This is a genomic window from Sphingomonas sp. BK235 (assembly GCF_004345855.1).
Lineage (GTDB): Bacteria > Pseudomonadota > Alphaproteobacteria > Sphingomonadales > Sphingomonadaceae > Sphingomonas.
The window spans coordinates 329,775-350,084 of record NZ_SLXN01000004.1; the positions used below are offsets into that span (position 1 = coordinate 329,775).

Below are 20,310 nucleotides of genomic sequence, written 5' to 3' on the forward strand. Positions count from 1 at the left end.
GGAGGAGGGTGCGGGGCGCGCGGCCCGACGCGCCACGATCGTCACCCCGGACTCGTTCCGGGGCCCACCGGGCGCTGCATTCTCAGGCCGTTGGAGGCGCCGACGGGTGGATCCCGGAACACGTCCGGGATGACGGATGAGAGTGGAACGAGCGTCACTCCCCTCGCGGTTATCGAGTCGGGAGGAGAGCGTGCGGCGGTGGGGGACCGCCGCCCGCCGTTCCTCTCTCGTCACCCCGGACTTGATCCGGGGTCCATCGTTCCGCGCGCGCATCGGCCGCTGGGTACGCGGGGCCATGGATCCCGGAACAGGTCCGGGATGACGGGTGGAGGTGAGGCACCCCTCGCTTCCCTGGCGAATATTGGGTCGCCCGCGCCCCACGCGCGCGCCGGCGTTCGAGGAACCGGAAGTCGCCACCCCAGCCCCTCCGCACCCAACCCGCGCGTAGGACAGCGTCACAGCGCGCGCTCCAGCCACGCGGCGGCGTCGGCCGCGAACGCCGCGCGCACCGTCTCGTCGGCGATGCGGTCGAGCGCGTCCGCCACGAAGGCGTGCGTCAGCAGCGCCTTGGCGCGCGCCGCCGGGATGCCGCGACTCTGCATGTAGAAGAGCGCACGCGCGTCGAGTTCGCCCACGGTCGCGCCGTGCGCGCATTTGACGTCGTCGGCGAAGATCTCCAGCTCGGGCTTGAGGTTCACCGTCGCGGTGCGGTCGAGCAGCAGCCCGCGCAGCGACTGTTCGCCGTCGGTCTTCTGCGCGTGGCGTGCCACCTCGACCGCGGCGGCGAGGCTCGCCTGCGACTGATCCGCCGCGACCGCGCGCCACAATTGGTGCGACTGGCCGTTGGGCTCGGCGTGGCGCACGCGCACCGCGCACTCCTGCTGAAGCCGGTCGCGCGTCAGCAACGCACCGCCGAACTCGGCATAGCCGCCCTCGCCGGCCAGCGTCAGCGCGGCGTCGACGCGCGCGCCCTGGTCGCCCGCGGCGAGCACAGTGCCGACGAAGCTCGCCGCCTGACCGAGCACGATCTCGTCGCGCAGCGAGACGAAGCCCGCCGCCTGGGTCAGCCGCACCGCGCGCGACAGCCGCGCGCCGCGCCCGAGCCGGACGCTGGTGAAGCGGTTCGACCAGCCCGCGCCGACGAAGCTCTCGACCACCTGCGCGACCGCGTCGTCGCCCAGCTCGATCGCGGCGCCGAGATGGTTCTCCGCGCCGGTGGCGACATGGACGACCTGGACCGGGTCGGCGACCGCCCGCGCGTCGAGCCGGAGCGTCCAGCCGCGCGCGGCGCGCCGGCCGAGCGGGTGGTCACTCGGAGCGATCGCGCCGACGCTGACGCGGTGGAGCTCGCTCGCGCCTTCGTCCAGCTCACCGTCGACGAACAGGAGCTTGGCGCCGGGCAGGTCGAGGAACGGCGCGTCCGGGCGCGCGACCGGCGCGAGCGCGGCGGCCGCGGCGATCCCGCCGAGATCGGCCCAGCGCCACGCTTCCTCGCGGTTGGTGGGAAGGTCGAGCACGCTCATGCGGCTTCTCCCTGTCCTGTTGGTTCACGCGAAGCCGCGAAGACGCGAAGATTGTTGTTCGCGCAGAGACGCAGGGGCGCAGAGAGGGTTCGCGCGCGGCAGCGCGCCCTCATCATCTCCGACGTTATGAGGGAGAGCCGCTGGCGCGGCAGATTCAGACCTCTCTGCGCCTCCGCGTCTCTGCGCGCAAAACTCTTCGCGTCTTCGCGGCTTCGCGTGAACCCCCTCATCACGCCGCCACCTCGGCATAGCCCTCGCGCTCGAGCTGCTGCGCCAGCTCCGGCCCGCCCGAGCGCGTGATGCGCCCGTCCGCCAGCACGTGGACGCGGTCGGGGCGGACATAATCCAGCAGCCGCTGGTAATGCGTGATCAGCAGCACCGCCTTGTCCGGCCGGCGCATGATGCGGTTGATGCCGTCGCCGACCACGCGCAGCGCGTCGATGTCGAGGCCGGAGTCGGTCTCGTCGAGGATCGCGAACTGGGGATCGATGATCCCCATCTGCACCATCTCGTTGCGCTTCTTCTCCCCGCCCGAGAAGCCGACGTTGACCGGGCGCTTGAGCATGTCCTGCTGGAGCCCGAGCGCGTCGGCCTGCGCGCGCGCCACCTTGAGGAACTCCGCCCCCGACAAAGGCTTCTCGCCGCGCACCGCGCGCTGCGCGTTGAGGCTCTCGCGCAGGAACTGGACGTTCGACACGCCCGGGATCTCGACCGGATATTGGAAGCCGAGGAACACGCCCGCGGCGGCGCGCTCGTGCGGCTCCTTCTCGAGCAGGTCCTCGCCGTTGAACGTGACCGAACCCGCGGTCACCTCATAGCCGGGGCGCCCGCCGAGCACGTAGCCGAGCGTCGACTTGCCCGCGCCATTGGGGCCCATGATCGCGTGGATCTCGCCCGCGTTCACCTGAAGCGTGAGGCCCTTGAGGATCGGCTTGCCGTCGATCTCGGCGTGAAGGTTGTCAATCGTGAGCATCGTCATTCCTGAAGCCCTTCTCTCGCGCGAGAAGGTCGTTGCCATATTCCATCGTCATCCCGGACGTGTTCCGGGATCCACCCTTCCGCTTACCCTACCGACCGTCAGGCGCGCCGACGGCTGGACCCCGGAACAGGTCCGGGGTGACGGAAGGACGAAACGTCATCCCACTGAGCCCTCGAGCGAGATCCCCAGCAGCTTCTGTGCCTCGACCGCGAACTCCATCGGCAGCTGCTGCAGCACCTCGCGCGCGAAGCCGTTGACGATCAGCGCCACCGCCGCCTCGGCGTCGAGCCCGCGCGACATCGCGTAGAACAATTGGTCCTCGCTGATCTTGGAGGTCGTCGCCTCATGCTCGATCTGCGCGGAGGGGTTGCGCACCTCGATGTACGGCACGGTATGCGCCCCGCACTGGTCCGACAGCAGCAGCGAGTCGCACTGGGTGAAGTTGCGCACGCCCTCCGCGGTCGGCGCGACGCGCACCAGCCCGCGATAGGTATTGTCCGACCGCCCCGCCGAGATGCCCTTCGACACGATCGTCGAGCGCGAGCCCTTGCCGAGGTGGATCATCTTGGTGCCGGTGTCGGCCTGCTGGCGGTTGTTGGTCACCGCCACCGAGTAGAACTCGCCGACGCTGTTCTCGCCCGCGAGCACGCAGCTCGGGTATTTCCAGGTGATCGCCGAGCCGGTCTCGACCTGGGTCCAGCTCACCTTGCTGTTGCGACCCTGGCAGAGCGCGCGCTTGGTGACGAAATTGTAGATGCCGCCGACGCCGTTCTCGTCGCCCGGATACCAGTTCTGCACGGTCGAATATTTGATCTCGGCGTCGTCGAGCGCGACCAGCTCGACCACCGCGGCGTGGAGCTGGTTCTCGTCGCGCATCGGCGCGGTGCAGCCCTCGAGATAGCTGACGTACGCGCCCTTGTCGGCGACGATCAACGTGCGCTCGAACTGGCCGGTGTTCTCGGCGTTGATGCGGAAATAGGTGGAGAGCTCCATCGGGCAGCGCACGCCCTCGGGCACGTAGACGAAGGTGCCGTCCGAGAAGACCGCCGAGTTGAGCGTCGCGAAGTAATTGTCGCGCTGCGGCACCACCTTGCCCAGCCACTTGCGGACGAGATCGGGATATTCGCGGATCGCCTCGCTGATCGACAGGAAGATCACGCCCGCCGCCTTGAGCTCCTCGCGGAAGGTGGTCGCGACCGAGACCGAGTCGAACACCGCGTCGACCGCGACCTTGCGCGCACCCTCGACGCCGGCGAGCACTTCCTGCTCCGCGATCGGAATGCCGAGCTTCTCGTAGGTGCGACGGATCTCGGGATCGAGCTCGTCGAGCGAGGCGATCGTCTTCTTCTGCTTGGGCTCGGCGTAGTAATAGGCGTCCTGATAGTCGATCGGGGGCACGTTGAGCTTGGCCCAGTCGGGCGCCTGCATCGTCTGCCACAGCCGGAACGCCTTGAGCCGCCAGTCGAGCATCCACTCGGGCTCGTTCTTCTTGGCGCTGATATAGCGGACCGTGTCCTCGCTCAGCCCCTTGGGCGCGAAGTCCTGCTCGATGTCGGTGGCGAAGCCCCACTCATACTTCTTGGCGACGGCCGCATGGGCCTCGGCGTTCTTCGTGGCCATGTTATGCCTCAACCTTCATCTGTTCGGGCGCGGCGGCGAGCGACGCCAGCGTCACCCCCGCGAGCGCGTCGCGCACCGCCTGATTGACCGCGTTCCAATGCGGCTTGACGCGGCAATTGCCCTCGATCGCGCAGTCATGCTCGGCGGCGTCGACGCAGGCGGTGAGCGCGATTCTCCCCTCCACCGCCTCGACCACGTCCGCCAGCGTGATCGTCGCGGGCGGGCGCGCCAGCCGGATCCCGCCGCCGGTGCCGCGCGTGCTGTCGATCAGCCCCGCCGCCGCCAGCCGGCTGACCAGCTTCTGCGCGGTCGGCAGCGGCACGCCGGTCTCCTCGGCGAGCGACGTGGCGTTCATCCGCGCCAGCCCGCCGCAGTGGCGCGCGGCGGCGGTGAGCAGCACCACGGCATAATCGGTCAGGCTCGAGAGGCGCATCGTTCCCAGCTAAGCAGTTGCGATCGACTCTCAAATCGGAGTAGATCGATCCGATTGCCATGTGGCCGGCCCGGCGCACGAAATCAACCGCGCGCGGCGCAAAAAAAGGGCCCGGCAGAGGCTGCCGGGCCCTGGAGGAAAGAACTTCCGATCGGAAGCCCTTCGGGTCGCAGTCGCGTTATGCACACGACTCGTCGCGAAAGGATTGGATGATTCATCCACTTCAGTGTCGAATCCTTACAATCCTGCGCGCTTGATCTCGCGGCCCCGGGCGCCGAGAGACGCGCCATGGCGATCAACCATCTGCTTCACCGCGCCGCGCTGGCGCTGCCGCCCGAGCGCGCGCACGAGGTCGCGCTCGGCGCGCTCGCCCGCTGGGGTGCCGCGGGCGCGCCGTTCGGCGGGGTGATGCCGCACCTGCCCACCCGAGTCGCGGGGATCGACTTCCCCAACCCGGTCGGGCTCGCCGCCGGGCTCGACAAGGACGCGCGCGCGATCGCCGGGCTGATGCGGCTCGGCTTCGGCGCGGTCGAGGTCGGCACGCTCACCCCGCGCGCGCAACCGGGCAACCCACGCCCGCGGCTGTTCCGGCTCACCGAGGACCGCGCGATCATCAACCGCATGGGGTTCAACAACGGCGGGCTCGCCGCGGGGGTCGCGCGCGCCGCGGCGGCGCGGCGCCACGGCGGGGTGCTCGGCATCAACGTCGGCGCCAACAAGGACGCGACCGACCGGGTGGCCGATTATATCGCCGGCGTCAGTGCCGCGGCGCCGGTGGCGGCCTATGTGACGATCAACGTCAGCTCGCCCAACACGCCGGGGCTGCGCGACCTGCAACAGGGCGCCGCGCTCGCCGAGCTGCTCGCCGCCTGCGTCGCGGCGCGCGGCGCCACGCCTTTGTTCCTCAAGGTGGCGCCCGACCTCGATATCGCGCTGATCGATTCGATCACGCGCGCCGCGCTCGACTCGGGCGTGGACGCGCTGATCGTGGGCAACACCACGGTGAGCCGCCCGCCGCTGCGCAGCGCGCAGGCGGGCGAGGCGGGCGGGCTGTCGGGGGCGCCGCTGCGCTCGCTCGCGGCCGAGCGGCTCGCCGACTTCCGCCGCGCGAGCGGGGGCGCGCTGCCGCTGATCGCGGTGGGCGGGATCGACAGCGGGGCGGAGGCCTATGCGCGGATCCGCGCCGGGGCGAGCCTGGTGCAGATCTACACCGCGCTGATCTACGACGGCCCCGGGCTGCCGCGGCGGATCGTCGCCGAGCTGGCGGCATGCCTCGCGCGCGACGGCTTCGCGCGTGTCGCGGATGCGGTGGGGGCGTGAGCGGGACACAGGGTGCGTCACGATCGGGTTTCGGACGGCACTGATGTGGTGCGTCGACGTATCGTGAGCCGATAGCTGGGAGCGTGAACGGGCGAGCGGCTTGCGATCCTGACACACATCGGTCGCTGTCATGCCGGGGAAAACGGACCCGGTCTGGGATCGTCAATGATCTGCGTCGATTACGCAATCGTTCACGGATAGAATCTTACCTTACCTTTCAACCGGCAAGATTGTATTGATGATTTTCCTTCTCTCTTGCAGGTAACTGAGTCTTATCGAAAAGTAACAGTAATCTACAATCTTTTGCCAATGCAAAAGTATTCCGCATCCGCCGGAAGGATGCTTTGTAGGTATAGCACCCAGAGTCAAAATGGGTCAGAGCCCATCTCCAAGCGCAACAGCTTGCAATATGTCGAGTGGATGGATGCGAGATGACGCCAGCATCATTAGCGATTTTATTGCAGGCTGTTGCGGCGACATTGTCTACGCCGTCACCCAACCAGGGTGACCCGCATGGACGCGAGAGAGATGTGAAGGAGATGACGGAGGAGGCATTACGGCACGTTCCCAAGCTATCGAGCCGGATAGATCACCCCACGGCGGTAACGGCAGATTCCGTGGAATCTTGGGAGAAGGTGAGAGATCGGTTCCAGGCGCTGACGCGCGCCGCGCGTGCCGCTGCCATGGTGAGCTATCTCGATCAACGCCCGCTGGCAGCATTGTCTCCCGGGTGCGCCGTTACCGGCATTCATCCGCAGGGCGTCGAGCGGATCAGCGATCATCATTACAACGGTCTGGCGCTGCTGCTCCGCTGCGAGGGTCACTGGCACGAGGTGGAGGTGACCGATTATACCCAGCCGCTCAGTCAGATCGTCCAGTTCCATGTGCCTGACGACGCGCCCACGATCGGCGACGCGCGCCTGGTACGAACCTTCGCCCGCGCGCCGGACGGTCGGTGGAGGCTGACCGCGACCGCGCTCGGACGCGGCACGTCGATCCGCGTCGTGTCGCAATCGGTGAGCGGCTCACTGCCCGAGACGATCGATGCCGAGCAGCTCGACGTGATCCATCGCTTGCTCGCGGCGCCGCTCGTGCTGAATCCATGACGTCCCGAACACCGCGCGCGCGTGACAAGCCGCGGCGGCGTCCCTAAGTCCGCCGCCTGATCCACAGCGCGGGTGTCGCCGATGTCCCTTACCGTCGCGGTCCAGATGGACCCGCTCGAGCAGATCAACATCGCGGGCGATTCGACCTTCGCGCTGATGCTCGCGGCGCAGCGCCGCGGGCATCGCCTGTTCCATTATACCGCCGACCAGCTCAACTGGTCCGACGGCCGGCTCTGGACCGCGGCGCGCCCGGTCACGGTGCAGCGCGTCGCGGGCGGCCATCATCGCTTCGGCGATCCGGTGGCGCTGGACCTCGGCGCCGACGCCGACGTGGTGCTGATGCGCCAAGACCCGCCGTTCGACCTCGGCTATATCACCGCCACCCATCTGCTCGAGCGCGTCGCCGACCGCACCCTGGTGGTCAACGATCCCGCCAGCGTGCGCAACGCACCCGAGAAGGTGTTCGTGCTCGACTACGCGCGCTTCATGCCGCCGACGCTGGTGACGCGCTCGCTCGACGAGGCGCGCGCTTTCCTGCGCCAGCACGGCGCGATCGTGGTCAAGCCGCTCCACGGCAACGGCGGCAAGGCGATCTTCCGCGTCGGCGCCGAGGGCGAGAACCTCTCCGCGCTGATCGAGGTATTCAACCAGACCTGGCGCGAGCCGCACATGGTCCAGGCCTTCCTCCCCGACGTGGCCAAGGGCGACAAGCGCATCGTGCTGGTCGACGGCGAGGTGGCGGGCGCGATCAACCGGTTGCCCGGCGCGGGCGAGATCCGCAGCAACCTCGCGGTCGGCGGCTCGGCCGAGAAGACCGAGCTGACCGCGCGCGAGCGCGAGATCTGCGCCGCGCTCGGGCCGGAGCTGAAGCGGCGCGGGCTGATCTTCGTCGGCATCGACGTGATCGGCGGCGAGTGGCTGACCGAGATCAACGTCACCTCGCCCACCGGCATCGTCGCGATCGAACGGTTCGACGGCACCGATGTCGCCGGTCTCATCTGGGACGCGATCGAGCGCCGCCACGCGGAACGCGGGCGCTGACCGGGCGGTTGCTCCCGGCGTGACCGACTTCATCGTCAGCTGGATCGTCAAAGGCGGCTATCTCGGGATCTTCCTGCTGATGGCGCTGGAGAATATCGTCCCGCCCATCCCGTCCGAGGTGATCATGGGGCTGGGCGGCATCGCGGTGGCGCGCGGGCAGATGGACATCGTGCCGCTGCTGCTATGGGGCACCGCGGGCACCACCGCGGGCAATGTCTTCTGGTACGTGATCGGGCGGCGCGTCGGCTATGCGCGCTTCCGCCCCTTCGTCGAGCGCCACGGCCGCTGGCTGACGATGGAATGGCGCGACGTCGAGCGCGTCCAGCATTTCTTCCATCATCACGGCGGCTGGGTGATCTTCGTGTTCCGCTTCCTGCCGACCTTCCGCACGATGATCTCGCTGCCCGCCGGGATGGCGGCGATGCCGGTCGGGCGCTTCCTGGTGATGACCTTCCTCGGCAGCATCATCTGGAACGCGGTGCTGGCGGGCGCGGGCTTCTATCTCGGCAGCCGCTTCGCCGAGCTGGACCGCTACGTCGGCCCGGTCGGGATCGCGCTGACCGTGATCGCGCTCGGTTATTATGCCTATCGCGTCGCGACCTGGTCGCCGCGCGCGGGGCGCGACGGCGGCTGAGACGGGGCCGACTTCGGGGCCGAGCGGGCCGGAAAGGGAGAGGATGGAGAGGATCGAGCGCGCCGGACTGAGCGTCGCCCCCGAGCTGGTCGCCTTCGTCGAGCAGCGCGCGCTGCCCGGCAGCGGGGTCACGGCGGAGGCCTTCTGGCACGGCGCCGCCGCGATCCTCGCCGCCTTCGCACCGCGCAACCGCGCGCTGCTGGCGGAGCGCGCGCGGCTCCAGCAGGCGATCGACCGCTGGCACGACGCGCATCCCGCGCCCGACCCCGCCGCGCAGCGCGCCTTCCTGCGCGAGATCGGCTATCTCGTCCCCGAGCCCGCGCCGTTCACGATCGCCACCGCGGACGTGGACCCCGAGATCGCCTCGCTCGCCGCGCCGCAGCTCGTCGTGCCGATCCTCAACGCGCGCTTCCTGCTCAACGCCGCCAACGCGCGCTGGGGCAGCCTGTACGACGCGCTGTACGGCAGCGACGCGCTCGCCCCCGTCGGCGACGTGCCCGGCTATGACGCGGCGCGCGGCGCGCTGGTGGTCGGCTGGGTGCGCGACTTCCTCGACGCGGTGGTGCCGCTCGCCACGGGGAGCTGGCGCGACTGGCGCGGCGACGCCCCCGCGCTCGCCGATCCGGCGCAGCTCGTCGGGCGCGCGGGCGACCATTGGCTGCTGCGGCACCACGGGCTCCACCTCGAGCTGGTGGTCGACCGCGCGCATCCGGTCGGCCGCGACGACCCCGCGGGGCTCGCCGACGTGCTGGTCGAGGCGGCGGCGACGACGATCTGCGACCTGGAGGATTCGGTCGCCGCGGTCGATGCCGCCGACAAGGTCGCCGCCTACGACCATATGCTCGGGCTGATGCAGGGCACGCTCGAGGCGCGCTTCGACAAGGCGGGCGAGCCGGTGCGGCGCGTGCTCGCGGACGACCGCCGCTACGTCGCACGGGACGGCGGCACGCTGGTGCTCCCCGGGCGCGCGCTGCTGCTGGTGCGCCATGTCGGGCTGCTGATGACCACCGACGCGGTGGTGCTGCCCGACGGCAGCGAGGCGCCCGAGGGGATCGTCGACGCGCTGGTGGCGACGCTGTGCGCGCTGCACGATCTGCGCGGGCCGGGCGCGGGGCGCAACAGCCGCGCGGGCGCGATCTATGTCGTCAAGCCCAAGCTCCACGGCCCCGACGAGGCCGCCTTCACCGACGCCCTGTTCGACGCGGTGGAGGCGCTGTTCGATCTGCCGCGCCATACGGTCAAGCTCGGGCTGATGGACGAGGAGCGCCGCACCTCGGCCAATCTCGCCGCCTGTCTCCACGCGCTGCGCCACCGCGTGATGTTCGTCAACACGGGCTTCCTGGATCGCACCGGCGACGAGATCCACACCGCGATGCACGCGGGCGCGATCGTGCCCAAGCGCGCGATCCGCGACACGCCGTGGATCGCGGCCTATGAGGATCGCAACGTCCAGATCGCGCTCGCCTGCGGGATGGCGGGACGCGCGCAGATCGGCAAGGGGATGTGGGCCGCACCCGATCGCCTCGCCGCGATGCTGGCGGAGAAGATCGCACACCCGCTGAGCGGCGCGACCACCGCCTGGGTGCCCTCCCCCACCGCGGCGGTGCTCCACGCGACGCATTACCACCGCGTCGACGTCGCCGCGCGCCAGCGCGCGCGCGCGGCCGAGCCGGTGGCGTCGCTCGACGCGCTGCTCACCCCGCCGCTGGCACCCGCCGCGGTCGCCATGGACGCCGCGGCGATCCGCGCCGAGCTGGAGAATAACGCGCAGGGGATCCTCGGCTATGTGGTGCGCTGGGTCGAGCAGGGCGTCGGCTGTTCCAAGGTGCCCGATCGCGACGACGTGGCGCTGATGGAGGATCGCGCGACGCTGCGGATCAGCGCGCAGCATCTCGCCAACTGGCTGCACCACGGCGTCGCCTCGGCGGCGGAGGTGGAGGCAGCGCTGCGCCGCATGGCCGCCGAGGTCGATCGCCAGAACGCGCGCGACCCGCAGTATCGCGCGATGGCGGGGCGCGAGGCGGAGAGCCTCGCCTTCCAGGCGGCGCGCGCGCTGGTGTTCGAGGGCGCGGCGCAGCCGAGCGGCTATACCGAGCCGCTGCTCCACCGTTTCCGCCGCGCCGCCAAGCGCGCGGGATGAGCGCGCGCGGTCACCGCGTCTGGAGGCGGATCCCCAGCCGGAAGGCGCGGCCGAGCAGATCGCTGTAGGTGCTGTTCGCCGCCAGCCCGGTCTCGGGCAGCAGCATCGGCCAGCGATCGAACAGGTTGGTCACGTTGACGAACAATTGCGCCTCCGCCCCCGCCATCGGCACCTTGGCGGTGAGGTTGAGGTCGGCGTAGAACAGGCCCGAGACGCGGTTCTCGTCATAGGTCGGGAACAGCGTGGTGGAGGCGGGGCAGCCGGTCTGGCACTCGATGCCGTTGGCGACATAGCGCCCCGCGCTCACCCCGCGCCCGATCCCGGTGATCGAGAAGCCCGGTCCGTCATAGCCCGCGCTGACGCGATAGATCCATTTGGGCGTGGTCGCCTGCCCGCCGTTGACCCCGACGGAGTTGAGCACCGGCTGCCCCGGCACCCCGCTGTCGAGCAGATTGTCGATGTAGCGCGTCGCCACGCCGCGCAGCGTCAGCGCGCCCGGCGCGGTCATGCCGAGCGAGTCGAGCGCGACGCGATAGGAGGCGTCGATGTCGACCCCGCGCACCAGCTGGCGCGCCGCGTTGAACGGCTGGCTGCGGAACAATTTATACGGCTGCGTCGGCGTGGAGCGGATCGGATCGTCGCTGATCGCGGTGCAGAATTGCGTCTGCCCCTGCTGGCACAGGTCGATGATCGCCTGCGCGCTGAAGCTGCTGATCGCGTCGTCGACGTCGATGCGGAAATAGTCGACCGACAGGTTGAAGCCGGGCAGCCAGCGCGGCGTCAGCACGGCGCCCACGTTCCACGAATCGGCTTTCTCGGGGCGCAGGTTGAGATTGCCCGTGACGGTGGCGGAGTAGCTGAACGTCGCGGGGCCGTTGGCGCCGTCGCTGGTATAGGCCGGGTTGCGCACCGAATCGCTGTTGGCCGCGCCCGCCTGGAACAGCTCGTTGAGGTTGGGCGCGCGGATGTCGCGCGAGCGCGTGACGCGGAAGCGGATGTCCTCCACCGGCCGCCACGTCGCCCCCGCCTTCCACGTCGTGACATAGCCCGCGGTGGAATAGCGCGTCGCGCGCGCCGCGCCATTGACCTCCAGCCCGAGGCCGAGCGGCACCACCGTCTCGAGATAGGCTTCCTTCACGTCATAGTCGCCGTTGGTGGGCAGGTAGTTGCCGACCGACCAGGCGTTGGCGGTGCTGGTCTGGGTGACGGTCGGCTGGAACTCGGCGGGGACGAAGCCGCGGATCTTCTCGCGGCGATACTCGGCGCCGAGCGCGAGGCTGACGTCGCCCGCCCAGGTGGCGAAGGGGTTGAAGGCGACGTTGGCGCCGGTGACCCATTGCTCCACCACCTCGTCGCGATAGGGATCGCCGAGCACGTAGCGCACCGCGGCGGGATCGGCGACGCCGACGCCGAGCCGGTTGAGCGGGACGCAGCCGGGCGCATCATTGGCCGGGTTGGCGTCGGTGTTGACGCGGCAGGCGATCGTGCCGCCCGCGGCGATCGCGTCGGTGGCGGCGTTCATCCGCGCCAGGTTCATGATGTTGCGGAGCTGCTCGCGCAGGTCGGCGCGCCCGTACTGGCCATAGACGTTCCAGGTGGCGGGGCGGCCGAACGCCTCGGTCTTGCCCTCCGCGCCGATGACGTAGCGCTGCACCTCGCGGCGGTTGTCGACCGCGCGGAACGGCAGGTCCGCGGCCGAGGTGGCGACCGTGACCGTGTTGATCCCGCTCAGCAGCGCGGGGCCGAGCGTGTTCTGGAGAAAGGCGTTATCGCTCTGATAGGTGATGCCGGTGGCGAGGTTGGGGCCGGCGTTGAAGAAGACGCGCTGGCGGTTGTACGAGCCCTCGGCGAACAGCTCGATGCCGTCGGCCACCTCGAAGCCCGCGCGCGCGAACACGCCGTGGCGGTCGTCCTCGGGGTCGAGCCCGATGCGGCGCCCGGTGTCGTTGACCTGCCAGTCGCCGCTTTGGGTCAGCGTCGGTGCCGCGCTGCCGCCCGGCGCGGGGAAGGTCAGCGCGCCGTAATTGTAGCGCTGCACCGCGCCGCCCGCGCCGAAATAATAGCCGCGCAGCCGGTTGGCGGTGCCCCCCGAGGAGGCGGTGACGATGCCGCCGGGCGTCGAATTGGCGGCGCCGACCTGGCGGCGGATCAGGAACTGCGGGGTGGTGCTGGTCGCGGTCCAACTGGGATCCTGGATGCGGACATAGCCGGTCGCGTTCCAGTCGCGGTCGACCTGGAAGATACCGTCGCGATGCGCCAGCTCGGCGTTGACGACGAGATGCCCGCGCCCGCCCGCGAAGCTGAGCCCGCCGGTGACCGCGAGCGAGTAATTGTACCCGTCGCCCTTGTCGGTGATGCCCGTGTCGGCGCTGACCTTGATCCCCTCATATTGCTTGTCGAGCACGAAGTTGACGACGCCCGCCACCGCGTCCGAGCCATAGGCCGCCGAGGCGCCGCCGGTGACGACCTCGACGCTCTTCACCAGCGCCTGGGGAATGGTGTTGACGTCGACCAGCCCGGTGATCGTCGAGGCGACCGAGCGGCGCCCGTCGAGCAGCACCAGGGTGCGCGTCTCGCCGAGGTTGCGCAGGTTGAGCGCGTTGATCCCGGCCTGGCCGCTGCTGAGATTGAGCCGCGAATTGGCCGGCCGGGTCGAGCCGGCCAGTGCGGGCAGCTGGTTGACGAAGTCGGCGATGTTGTTGCTGGGCGAGCCGTTCTGGATCTCCTCCTGGCTCAGCACGGTGAGCGGCGTGGGCGCCTCGAACCCGCTGCGCAGCACGCGCGAGCCGGTGACGACCACGTCGCTCGCGCTGCCCGCGTCGGTCGTCGGCGCGGGGTCGACCTGCGCGGCGGCGAGCTCGCCCGCCGCGGGCGTCGCGGGGGCGGTCTGCGCCGCGGCGGGCAGCGCGAGCGCCGCCGCGAGCGCGCCGGCGGCCCATCCCGCGAGGAGCGCGCCGCGCCCGAACTGCCGCTGTTCTGTCATCTCTGCCCCCTATGACCCTGACCGGGCCGATGCGTTGCGCCCGGCCCGGTGGGACCAGACGTCGCCCTCGCTGCGCGCGCCCGCGGCCTCGGTCGTTCGCGCGCCGGGCGGTCGGGTAACGGCGGTGAAGGTGAAGCGCCGCGACCGGAAGCGTCAAGCGCCGTGTCGTTTCCGAGGGTTGGGAGCGGCATAGACGCGGGATATGGGTGCGCGACCGTGGTCGCGGCGGGGGCGGCGCCCCGGCCGCTAGAGCAGCAATTCCTGCGGCGTCATCCGCCCGACATGGCCGCCGCCGCGGCGCCGCGCCATCTCGGTCTCCGCGGTGTAGCGCACGTCGGGGTCGCGGTCGGTGAGGAACTTGACCAGGCTCTCCTCCTCGATCTCGCGCCACTCCTTGCCGCGATCGGGGCCGTAGCGGACGCGCGGCAGCAGCCCGGGCTCGCTGGTCCATTGGATCAGCTGCGCCACCGAGGCCTCGTTGAGCTGGTCGCGCAAATGGTGCGCGGTGACATAAGCGTCGGGGAAGGCGCGGTGCGCGGGCAGCCCGCGCTCATGCTCCAGCCCGGCGGGCTTGCGCCAGTAGCGCAGCACCTGGTTGGAGAAGCTCGGGCTGTCGGGCCACAACCGCAGCGCGCATTTCCACGTGCAGATCCAGTCGGCACCATGGGTCAGCGCGGGGGTGCAGAACTGCTCCTCGAACGCCGAGCGGTGCGCCGCCAGCGCGACGCGGCGCGGATAGGGATCGAGCACCTGGCGCGCGACATCGTGCCACCACGGCGCGTCGGCGACGTCCTCGTCGCGGATATGGTGCACCGCCTGGGTGATCGCGGGCATCGGCCGGCCCGGGTTGACGAGGATGTTGCCGCCCTCGCCGTACAGCTCCCAGCGGCCGTCGGCGCCGAGCGCGACATCCTGCCAGCCGACCTCGCACACCGCGTGCGCGGGCGGGGCCGAGCCGGTGGTCTCGAGGTCGATGACGCGGACGATCTGCGGCTGCGGGCGACGGGCGTAGCTCATGTGCCGCGCTATGTGGGGCGGCGGCGCGGGGAATGCCAGCGTGAGGTAGGGGGCGGTGGGCATGTCGCTTCCTCACTGCCGTCATCCTGAGCTCGTCTCAGGATCCACCGGGCAGCGCTTCCCGGCGGCGGTGGCGACGCGCGACGGTGCCGCGAGCATGGCCCTCGCCGCGGCAGCCGCGCGTGTCGCTGGAGGCGGCTCGCTCCACGCTGCCCGGTACTCGCGGGCTGGAGTCGGTGGCCGTGGGCTCCGGCGTTCGCCGGAGCACGGTGACGGTCGGGAGGAGATAAGTCGTACTCACACGCACCGGCGCGTGCGGACGAGTGGATCCTGAAACGAGTTCAGGATGACGGCAGGGAGAGAGGTGAGCGCCTCGGTTACCAGCGGGCGGCGGGGCGGCGGGCGCCGCGCCGCGCTGCCGCCCCGCCCCTTCAGCTCAGCGCCGGAACGGGTCCTCGAACGGCGACACCGGGCCGCGCAGCTCGCCCGCCTCGGCCGCCTCGGCGTCGCGCGCGGCCTGCTCGCGCTCGGCGCGGAGCGAGGCGATCAGCGCCTCGCGGTCGCCGTCGAGCCGCGGGTCATTGGCCTGCTGCTCGATCCCCGCCGCCTTGGCCGCCTTGGCCACCGCCGCGTCCAGCTCGCGCTGCGTCGTGAGGCCGAGCGTCACCGGGTCCTTCGGCGTGATGTTGCCGATGTTCCAGTGGCTGCGGTCGCGGATCGCGGCGATCGTCGTGCGCGTCGTGCCGATCAGGTTGCCGATCGCGCCGTCGCTGATCTCGGGGTGGTTGCGGATGATCCAGGCGATGCCGTCGGGCTTGTCCTGGCGCTTGCTGACCGGCGTGTAGCGCGGGCCCTTGGTGCGGCGCACCTGGTCGGGGCCCTTGGTCATCTTCATGCGATAGGCGGGATCGGCCTGCGCCTTGTCGATCTCCTCCTGCGTCACCTCGTGCGCGCGGACGGGGTCGCGCCCGGTCAGCTTGGTGGCGGCGGTGTCGTCCGCGATCGCCTGCACCTCGAGGATGTGCAGCCCGCAGAAGTCGGCGATCTGCTCGAACGAGAGCGCGGTATTGTCGACCAGCCAGGAGGCGGTGGCGTGGGGCATGAGCGGCTGGGCCATGCGGGATACTCCATAAATGCAAAGGGCCGCCCCTTCCCGGAGCGGCCGCCTGTTGCCCAACGACTTAGTGCGTGGCGCGCGCGAGGGCAAGCACGCTCGGCGCGCGGCGCCGCGCTGCCCTTGAGGCGCGGGCTCAGGCCGCCGCGGCCCAGCGCGCGCGATCGCGTCCCGCGGTCTTGGCGTCGTACAGCGCGGCGTCGGCGCGGCGATACAGCCGCTTCCACTCCGCCTCGGTGGCGATCGGCCCGCGCTCGCTGCCGAGCGACGCGGTCACCGCCAGGTCGAACGGCATCCGCGCCGCGCGCACCGCGCCGAGGATCTGCTCGGGCAGGTCGGTCAGCGCGGCGGGGACCAGCATCGCGAACTCCTCGCCGCCGACGCGCGCCACCAGCGCCTCCGCCGGCGCCACCGCGAGCAGCGCGCGCGCGAAGGTGCGCAGCACCTCGTCGCCGCCGTCATGCCCGAGCGTGTCGTTGACCTGCTTGAAATGGTCGATGTCGATCAGCACCAGCAGTTGCTGGTCGGCGCGCCCGATCGCCTCGCGCAGGAAGCTGCGGCGGTTCATCAGCCCGGTCAGCGGATCGCTGTCCGCGAGCAGCCGCGCCAGCATCTCCTGCTCGCGCGCGGCGTCGCGCTCCCCCACCACCAGCTTGATCCGCCACGCGATCACCAGCGCGCTGCACGAGGCCTCCAGCGCCATCGCCACCAGCGTCGAATTGTCGACGAAGAAGTTCCACTCCACCAGCCCCGCCGCCTGCGCGATCCGCAGCCCGGCGAAGGCGAAGGGCGTGCCCCAGGCCAGCACGAACACGCGCGCGTGCGGGCTGTCCGCCTGCCAGCCGCGCCACAGCAGCGGCAGCGCCAGCGCGGCGGCCGCGGCGAAGGCGACGGTGAGCAGCGCGTCGAGCAGCTGCGCCTGCCACGGCATCAGCGCGACGTAGAGCGTGCTGGTCGCCAGCACCGCTCCCACCGCGATCACGGTCGCGCGCCCGACCCAGCCGGCGAAGACGCGCGGGTGGAAGAAGCGCCGCGCGAACAGGATCGCGAAGCTGAGCGCGAGCGCGAGCAGCACGGTGTTGAGCCGCAGCCGCAGATTATTGTCCAGCCCGGTCAGCTGCCCGAGCAGCCCCGACGAGCTGACGCCATAGGCCAGCAGGCACAGCACCATCGCGCAATAGGGCGGGTGGAAGCGCTGGCGCAGCGCGGCGCCGAGCGCGAGATTGGACATCAGCAGCGCCACGCACAACCCGCCGAAGGCCGCGTAGAAAGCGGCCATCGCCACCTCCATCCGGTGCGACTGCGCGGGGGTGGCGAGCCGCGGGTCGAGCACGATCGCACGGGTCACCGGCGCGGCGCGCACGTGCCACAGCAGGGCGACCGCGCGCGCGGAATGTGGCGGCAGCGCCAGCTCGAACACCGCGCCGAGGCGCAGGTCGCGCCAGGCGGTGGCGCTGGTGAAGCCGGTGGTGCGGATCGCGCCGTCGGCGTAGCGGACGTGGAGCGCCACCGCGCCCTGCCACACGCTGGCCGAGCGCACGCGCGCGTCGGCCGCCGCGGCGGGGAGGCGCGGCGCGAGCACCCAATAATCGCCGGGGCCGGCACCGCGCTGCGGGCTGCGGCAGTCGAAACCGCGCGGGTGCGCGAAGATGGCGGCGGCGGTGTCCCCGGGCTGGGCGCGGCGAAAACAGGTGGCGAGCGGGGTGCCGGCCAGTGCCGCGGCGGGCGGCACACAGGCGATCACGGCCGCCAGCACGGCGACGACGCGCATGATCCAGCGTGAGAACCTGCCCCCGACCATGCGATGGCGCTTAACCGCGCGAACCCGAAGGGAAGGTTAACGGCGCGATCATATATTGCGCCGCGCGCGGGAGGTCAGCACGTGATCGGCAAGGCGGCGGCGGTCACGCACGACGGAATCGTGCGCGGACGCGACGCAACGGACCTTCTCATCCGGCGTCGCAGCGCGCCCGCTCAGCCGCCCGAATCGCGCTCGATATCCGCCCCCACCGCGGAAAGCTTCTCTTCCAGCCGCTCATAGCCGCGGTCGAGGTGGTAGACCCGCGCCACCGCGGTCTCGCCCTCGGCGACCAGCCCCGCGATGATCAGGCTCATCGAGGCGCGCAAATCGGTGGCCATCACCGGCGCGCCGACCAGCCGGTCGACCCCCTTCACCACCGCGGTGCGGCCGTGCACCTGGATGTCCGCCCCCATCCGCGCCAGCTCGGGGACGTGCATGTAGCGGTTCTCGAAGATCGTCTCGGTCAGCACGCTGGTGCCGTCGGCCTTGCACAGCATCGCCATGAACTGCGCCTGCATGTCCGTCGCGAAGCCCGGATAGGGCGCGGTGGAGAGCGTCAGCGGCGCCAGCTTGCCTTCGCTGCTCACCACGATCGAGTCGCGCCGCTCCTCGATCCCCACGCCGGCGGCGCGCAGCGCGTCGAGCGTCGCGCCCATGTCGGCGGCGTTGACATTGGCGAGCTCGACCGTCCCGCCCGCCACCGCCGCGGCGCAGGCATAGCTGCCCGCCTCGATCCGGTCGGGCATCACGCCATAGGTGGCGCCGTGCAGCTCGGCGACGCCCTCGATCTCGAGCGTCTCGGTGCCGATCCCCTCGATCCGCGCGCCCATCGCGACGAGGCAGCGGCACAGGTCGACGATCTCGGGCTCGCGCGCAGCATTCTCGATCCGGCTGCTGCCCTTCGCGGTCACCGCCGCCATCAGCACGTTCTCGGTCGCGCCCACCGACACGATCGGGAAGGTGTAGCGCCCGCCGCCGAGCCGTCCGCCCCCCCCTGCCTGTCTGGGAGCGGTGGCGGTGACGTAACCGGCCGACATCTCCAGATCGGCGCCAATTGCCTGCAAGGCCTTGAGATGCAGATCGATCGGCCGGTTGCCGATGGCGCAACCGCCCGGCAGCGACACGCGCGCCTGGCCCGCGCGCGCCAGGATCGGCCCCAGCACCAGGATCGAGGCGCGCATCTTGCGCACGATGTCATAGGGCGCCTCGGTCGAGGTGAGCTGGCCGGCGCGGATCGTCATCACGCGACCGAAGTCCTCGGGCCGGCTGCCCTCGATCGTGGTCGAGGCGCCGAGCTGGTTGAGCAGATGGCCGAAGCCGTCGACGTCGGCGAGCCGCGGCAGGTTGCGCAGCGTCAGCGGCTCGTCGGTGAGCAGCGCGCAGGGCATCAGGGTCAGCGCGGCGTTCTTCGCGCCGGAGATGGGCAGGCGGCCGTTCAGGCGGTTGCCGCCGCGGATGAGAATGCGATCCATCGCGCCGCTCTATCGAAGCCCCGCGCGGTCGCCAAGGACGCGTGACGCGCGGCTCCGCCGCCGCCGCTTGATCGGTTTTAATGCACGTTGGTCTATCCCCCGCGTAACGAACGTGGAGATCAAGGGGATATCCACCGGGTGCCAGCGCGTAGCCTCGCCGACAGGATCGGCGACATGATAACCCTGAGCCCGCCCGAGCGGGCGGCGCTCGACCAGCTCGGCGAGCGCGAGCGCTCGGTCCGCAAGGGCATGACGCTGGTGCGCGAGAACGAACGGTCGACCGAGTTGTTCACGCTCAAGAGCGGCATGCTGATCGCGTACATGCTGCTCGACGACGGCAGCCGCCAGATCCTGCGCTTCATCTTCCCGGGCGACCTGGTGGGCATGGCGGTGATCGCCTTCGGCAAGGCGCCGCATGCGCTGCTGGCGCTGGCGGACAGCGTGGTGGTGCCGATCGATCGCCAGCAGGTCGCCGACATCGTGTTCCGCCACCCGCGCGTCGCGCTCGCGCTCGCCGCGCTGGAGCAGGTGGAGCGCGCGACGCTGACCGACCGGCTCGCCGGGTTGGGGCGGCTGTCGGCCAGGGCGCGCGTCGCGGCGGTGCTGCTCGACATCCGCGACCGGCTGCGGCGGCAGGACGAGGTGGTGGGCAACACCTTCACCCTGGGGCTGACGCAGGAAGAGATCGGCGACGCCACCGGGCTCACCGCGGTGCACGTCAACCGCATGTTGCGCCAGCTCGAGGACCAGGGCCTGATCGCGCGCGCCAACGGCCGCGTCACGTTGCTCGACGAGGCGCGGCTCAAGCGCAGCGCCAATCATGTCGACCGGCTCGCCACGGTGGACCTCAACTGGCTGCCCGGTCCGGCGATCGGGTAAGCGGCGCGGCCGGACGCGGGATCGCCATTCCGGGTCCACGATGACGCAGCGGCGCGCGCCCCGTTTCTGGCCGATCCCGCGCCGGGCGCGATGCCATCGCGACCCGCCTTGTCACTCGCACGGCGGCAGTATCCAGCGCGCAGCGCGGCACCGCCGCATAGATGAACCCGCCGATCCTCCAGATACTTATCACCGCCGCGCTTTATCCTCATCGCGTTCATCGACACCAGCAAGTCTATCGTTCGAGC

General features: G+C 70.7%; 15 protein-coding genes. 6 read left to right on the forward strand and 9 right to left on the reverse strand.

Going from position 1 to position 20,310, the window contains the following annotated elements; translation table 11 throughout:
- Window positions 1-455 precede the first annotated feature (455 nt).
- The 4 genes from EV292_RS13350 to EV292_RS13365 all read right to left on the reverse strand — a co-directional run bounded on the left by EV292_RS13350 (window position 456) and on the right by EV292_RS13365 (window position 4,555).
- Window positions 456-1,523, reverse strand: coding sequence for a SufD family Fe-S cluster assembly protein (locus EV292_RS13350; RefSeq protein ID WP_132909704.1), 1,068 nt, complete (start codon window positions 1,521-1,523; stop codon window positions 456-458).
- A gap of 229 nt (window positions 1,524-1,752) precedes the next feature.
- Window positions 1,753-2,496, reverse strand: a complete 744-nt coding sequence (sufC, locus tag EV292_RS13355) for a Fe-S cluster assembly ATPase SufC (RefSeq protein WP_132909705.1) — start codon at window positions 2,494-2,496, stop codon at window positions 1,753-1,755.
- Window positions 2,497-2,658: 162 nt separating this feature from the next.
- On the reverse strand, window positions 2,659-4,122 hold the full coding sequence (gene sufB / locus EV292_RS13360; protein ID WP_132909706.1) for a Fe-S cluster assembly protein SufB: 1,464 nt from the start codon (window positions 4,120-4,122) through the stop codon (window positions 2,659-2,661).
- A 1-nt stretch (window position 4,123) separates the two neighbouring features.
- Window positions 4,124-4,555 (reverse strand): SUF system Fe-S cluster assembly regulator, encoded by a 432-nt coding sequence (locus tag EV292_RS13365; RefSeq protein ID WP_132909707.1) that lies wholly within the window; start codon window positions 4,553-4,555, stop codon window positions 4,124-4,126.
- Window positions 4,556-4,843: 288 nt separating this feature from the next.
- Between EV292_RS13365 and EV292_RS13370 the strand changes: the two genes are divergently transcribed.
- The 5 genes from EV292_RS13370 (at window position 4,844) to EV292_RS13390 (ending at window position 10,796) form a co-directional block, all read left to right on the forward strand.
- Complete coding sequence (locus EV292_RS13370) at window positions 4,844-5,875, forward strand: quinone-dependent dihydroorotate dehydrogenase (protein WP_132909708.1); 1,032 nt, start codon at window positions 4,844-4,846, stop codon at window positions 5,873-5,875.
- Between the two features lie 431 nt (window positions 5,876-6,306).
- Window positions 6,307-6,981 (forward strand): hypothetical protein, encoded by a 675-nt coding sequence (locus tag EV292_RS13375; RefSeq protein ID WP_165927105.1) that lies wholly within the window; start codon window positions 6,307-6,309, stop codon window positions 6,979-6,981.
- Between the two features lie 81 nt (window positions 6,982-7,062).
- The gene (gene gshB, locus EV292_RS13380) at window positions 7,063-8,022 is read left to right on the forward strand and encodes a glutathione synthase (protein ID WP_132909710.1); all 960 of its coding nucleotides are present in this window, start codon (window positions 7,063-7,065) and stop codon (window positions 8,020-8,022) included.
- 19 nt (window positions 8,023-8,041) lie between these two features.
- Window positions 8,042-8,656 (forward strand): DedA family protein, encoded by a 615-nt coding sequence (locus tag EV292_RS13385; RefSeq protein WP_132909711.1) that lies wholly within the window; start codon window positions 8,042-8,044, stop codon window positions 8,654-8,656.
- A gap of 43 nt (window positions 8,657-8,699) precedes the next feature.
- Window positions 8,700-10,796, forward strand: coding sequence for a malate synthase G (locus EV292_RS13390; RefSeq protein ID WP_207913427.1), 2,097 nt, complete (start codon window positions 8,700-8,702; stop codon window positions 10,794-10,796).
- Window positions 10,797-10,806: 10 nt separating this feature from the next.
- Here the strand turns inward: EV292_RS13390 and EV292_RS13395 are convergent, their stop codons facing one another.
- The 5 genes from EV292_RS13395 to murA form a co-directional block, all read right to left on the reverse strand.
- Window positions 10,807-13,779 (reverse strand): TonB-dependent receptor, encoded by a 2,973-nt coding sequence (locus tag EV292_RS13395; RefSeq protein ID WP_132909713.1) that lies wholly within the window; start codon window positions 13,777-13,779, stop codon window positions 10,807-10,809.
- 246 nt (window positions 13,780-14,025) lie between these two features.
- Window positions 14,026-14,796, reverse strand: a complete 771-nt coding sequence (locus tag EV292_RS13400) for a 3'-5' exonuclease (protein WP_132909714.1) — start codon at window positions 14,794-14,796, stop codon at window positions 14,026-14,028.
- Window positions 14,797-15,232: 436 nt separating this feature from the next.
- Window positions 15,233-15,913, reverse strand: a complete 681-nt coding sequence (locus EV292_RS13405) for a DUF1013 domain-containing protein (protein WP_132909715.1) — start codon at window positions 15,911-15,913, stop codon at window positions 15,233-15,235.
- Window positions 15,914-16,046: 133 nt separating this feature from the next.
- Window positions 16,047-17,681 (reverse strand): diguanylate cyclase, encoded by a 1,635-nt coding sequence (locus EV292_RS13410; protein ID WP_132909716.1) that lies wholly within the window; start codon window positions 17,679-17,681, stop codon window positions 16,047-16,049.
- A gap of 203 nt (window positions 17,682-17,884) precedes the next feature.
- Window positions 17,885-19,183 carry a UDP-N-acetylglucosamine 1-carboxyvinyltransferase gene (gene murA, locus EV292_RS13415; RefSeq protein ID WP_132909717.1) on the reverse strand — a complete coding sequence of 433 codons (1,299 nt, stop codon included), beginning with the start codon at window positions 19,181-19,183 and terminating at the stop codon, window positions 17,885-17,887.
- 174 nt (window positions 19,184-19,357) lie between these two features.
- Here murA and EV292_RS13420 point away from each other — a divergent pair, with 174 nt between their 5' ends.
- Window positions 19,358-20,062 (forward strand): Crp/Fnr family transcriptional regulator, encoded by a 705-nt coding sequence (locus EV292_RS13420; protein WP_132909718.1) that lies wholly within the window; start codon window positions 19,358-19,360, stop codon window positions 20,060-20,062.
- Window positions 20,063-20,310 lie beyond the last annotated feature (248 nt).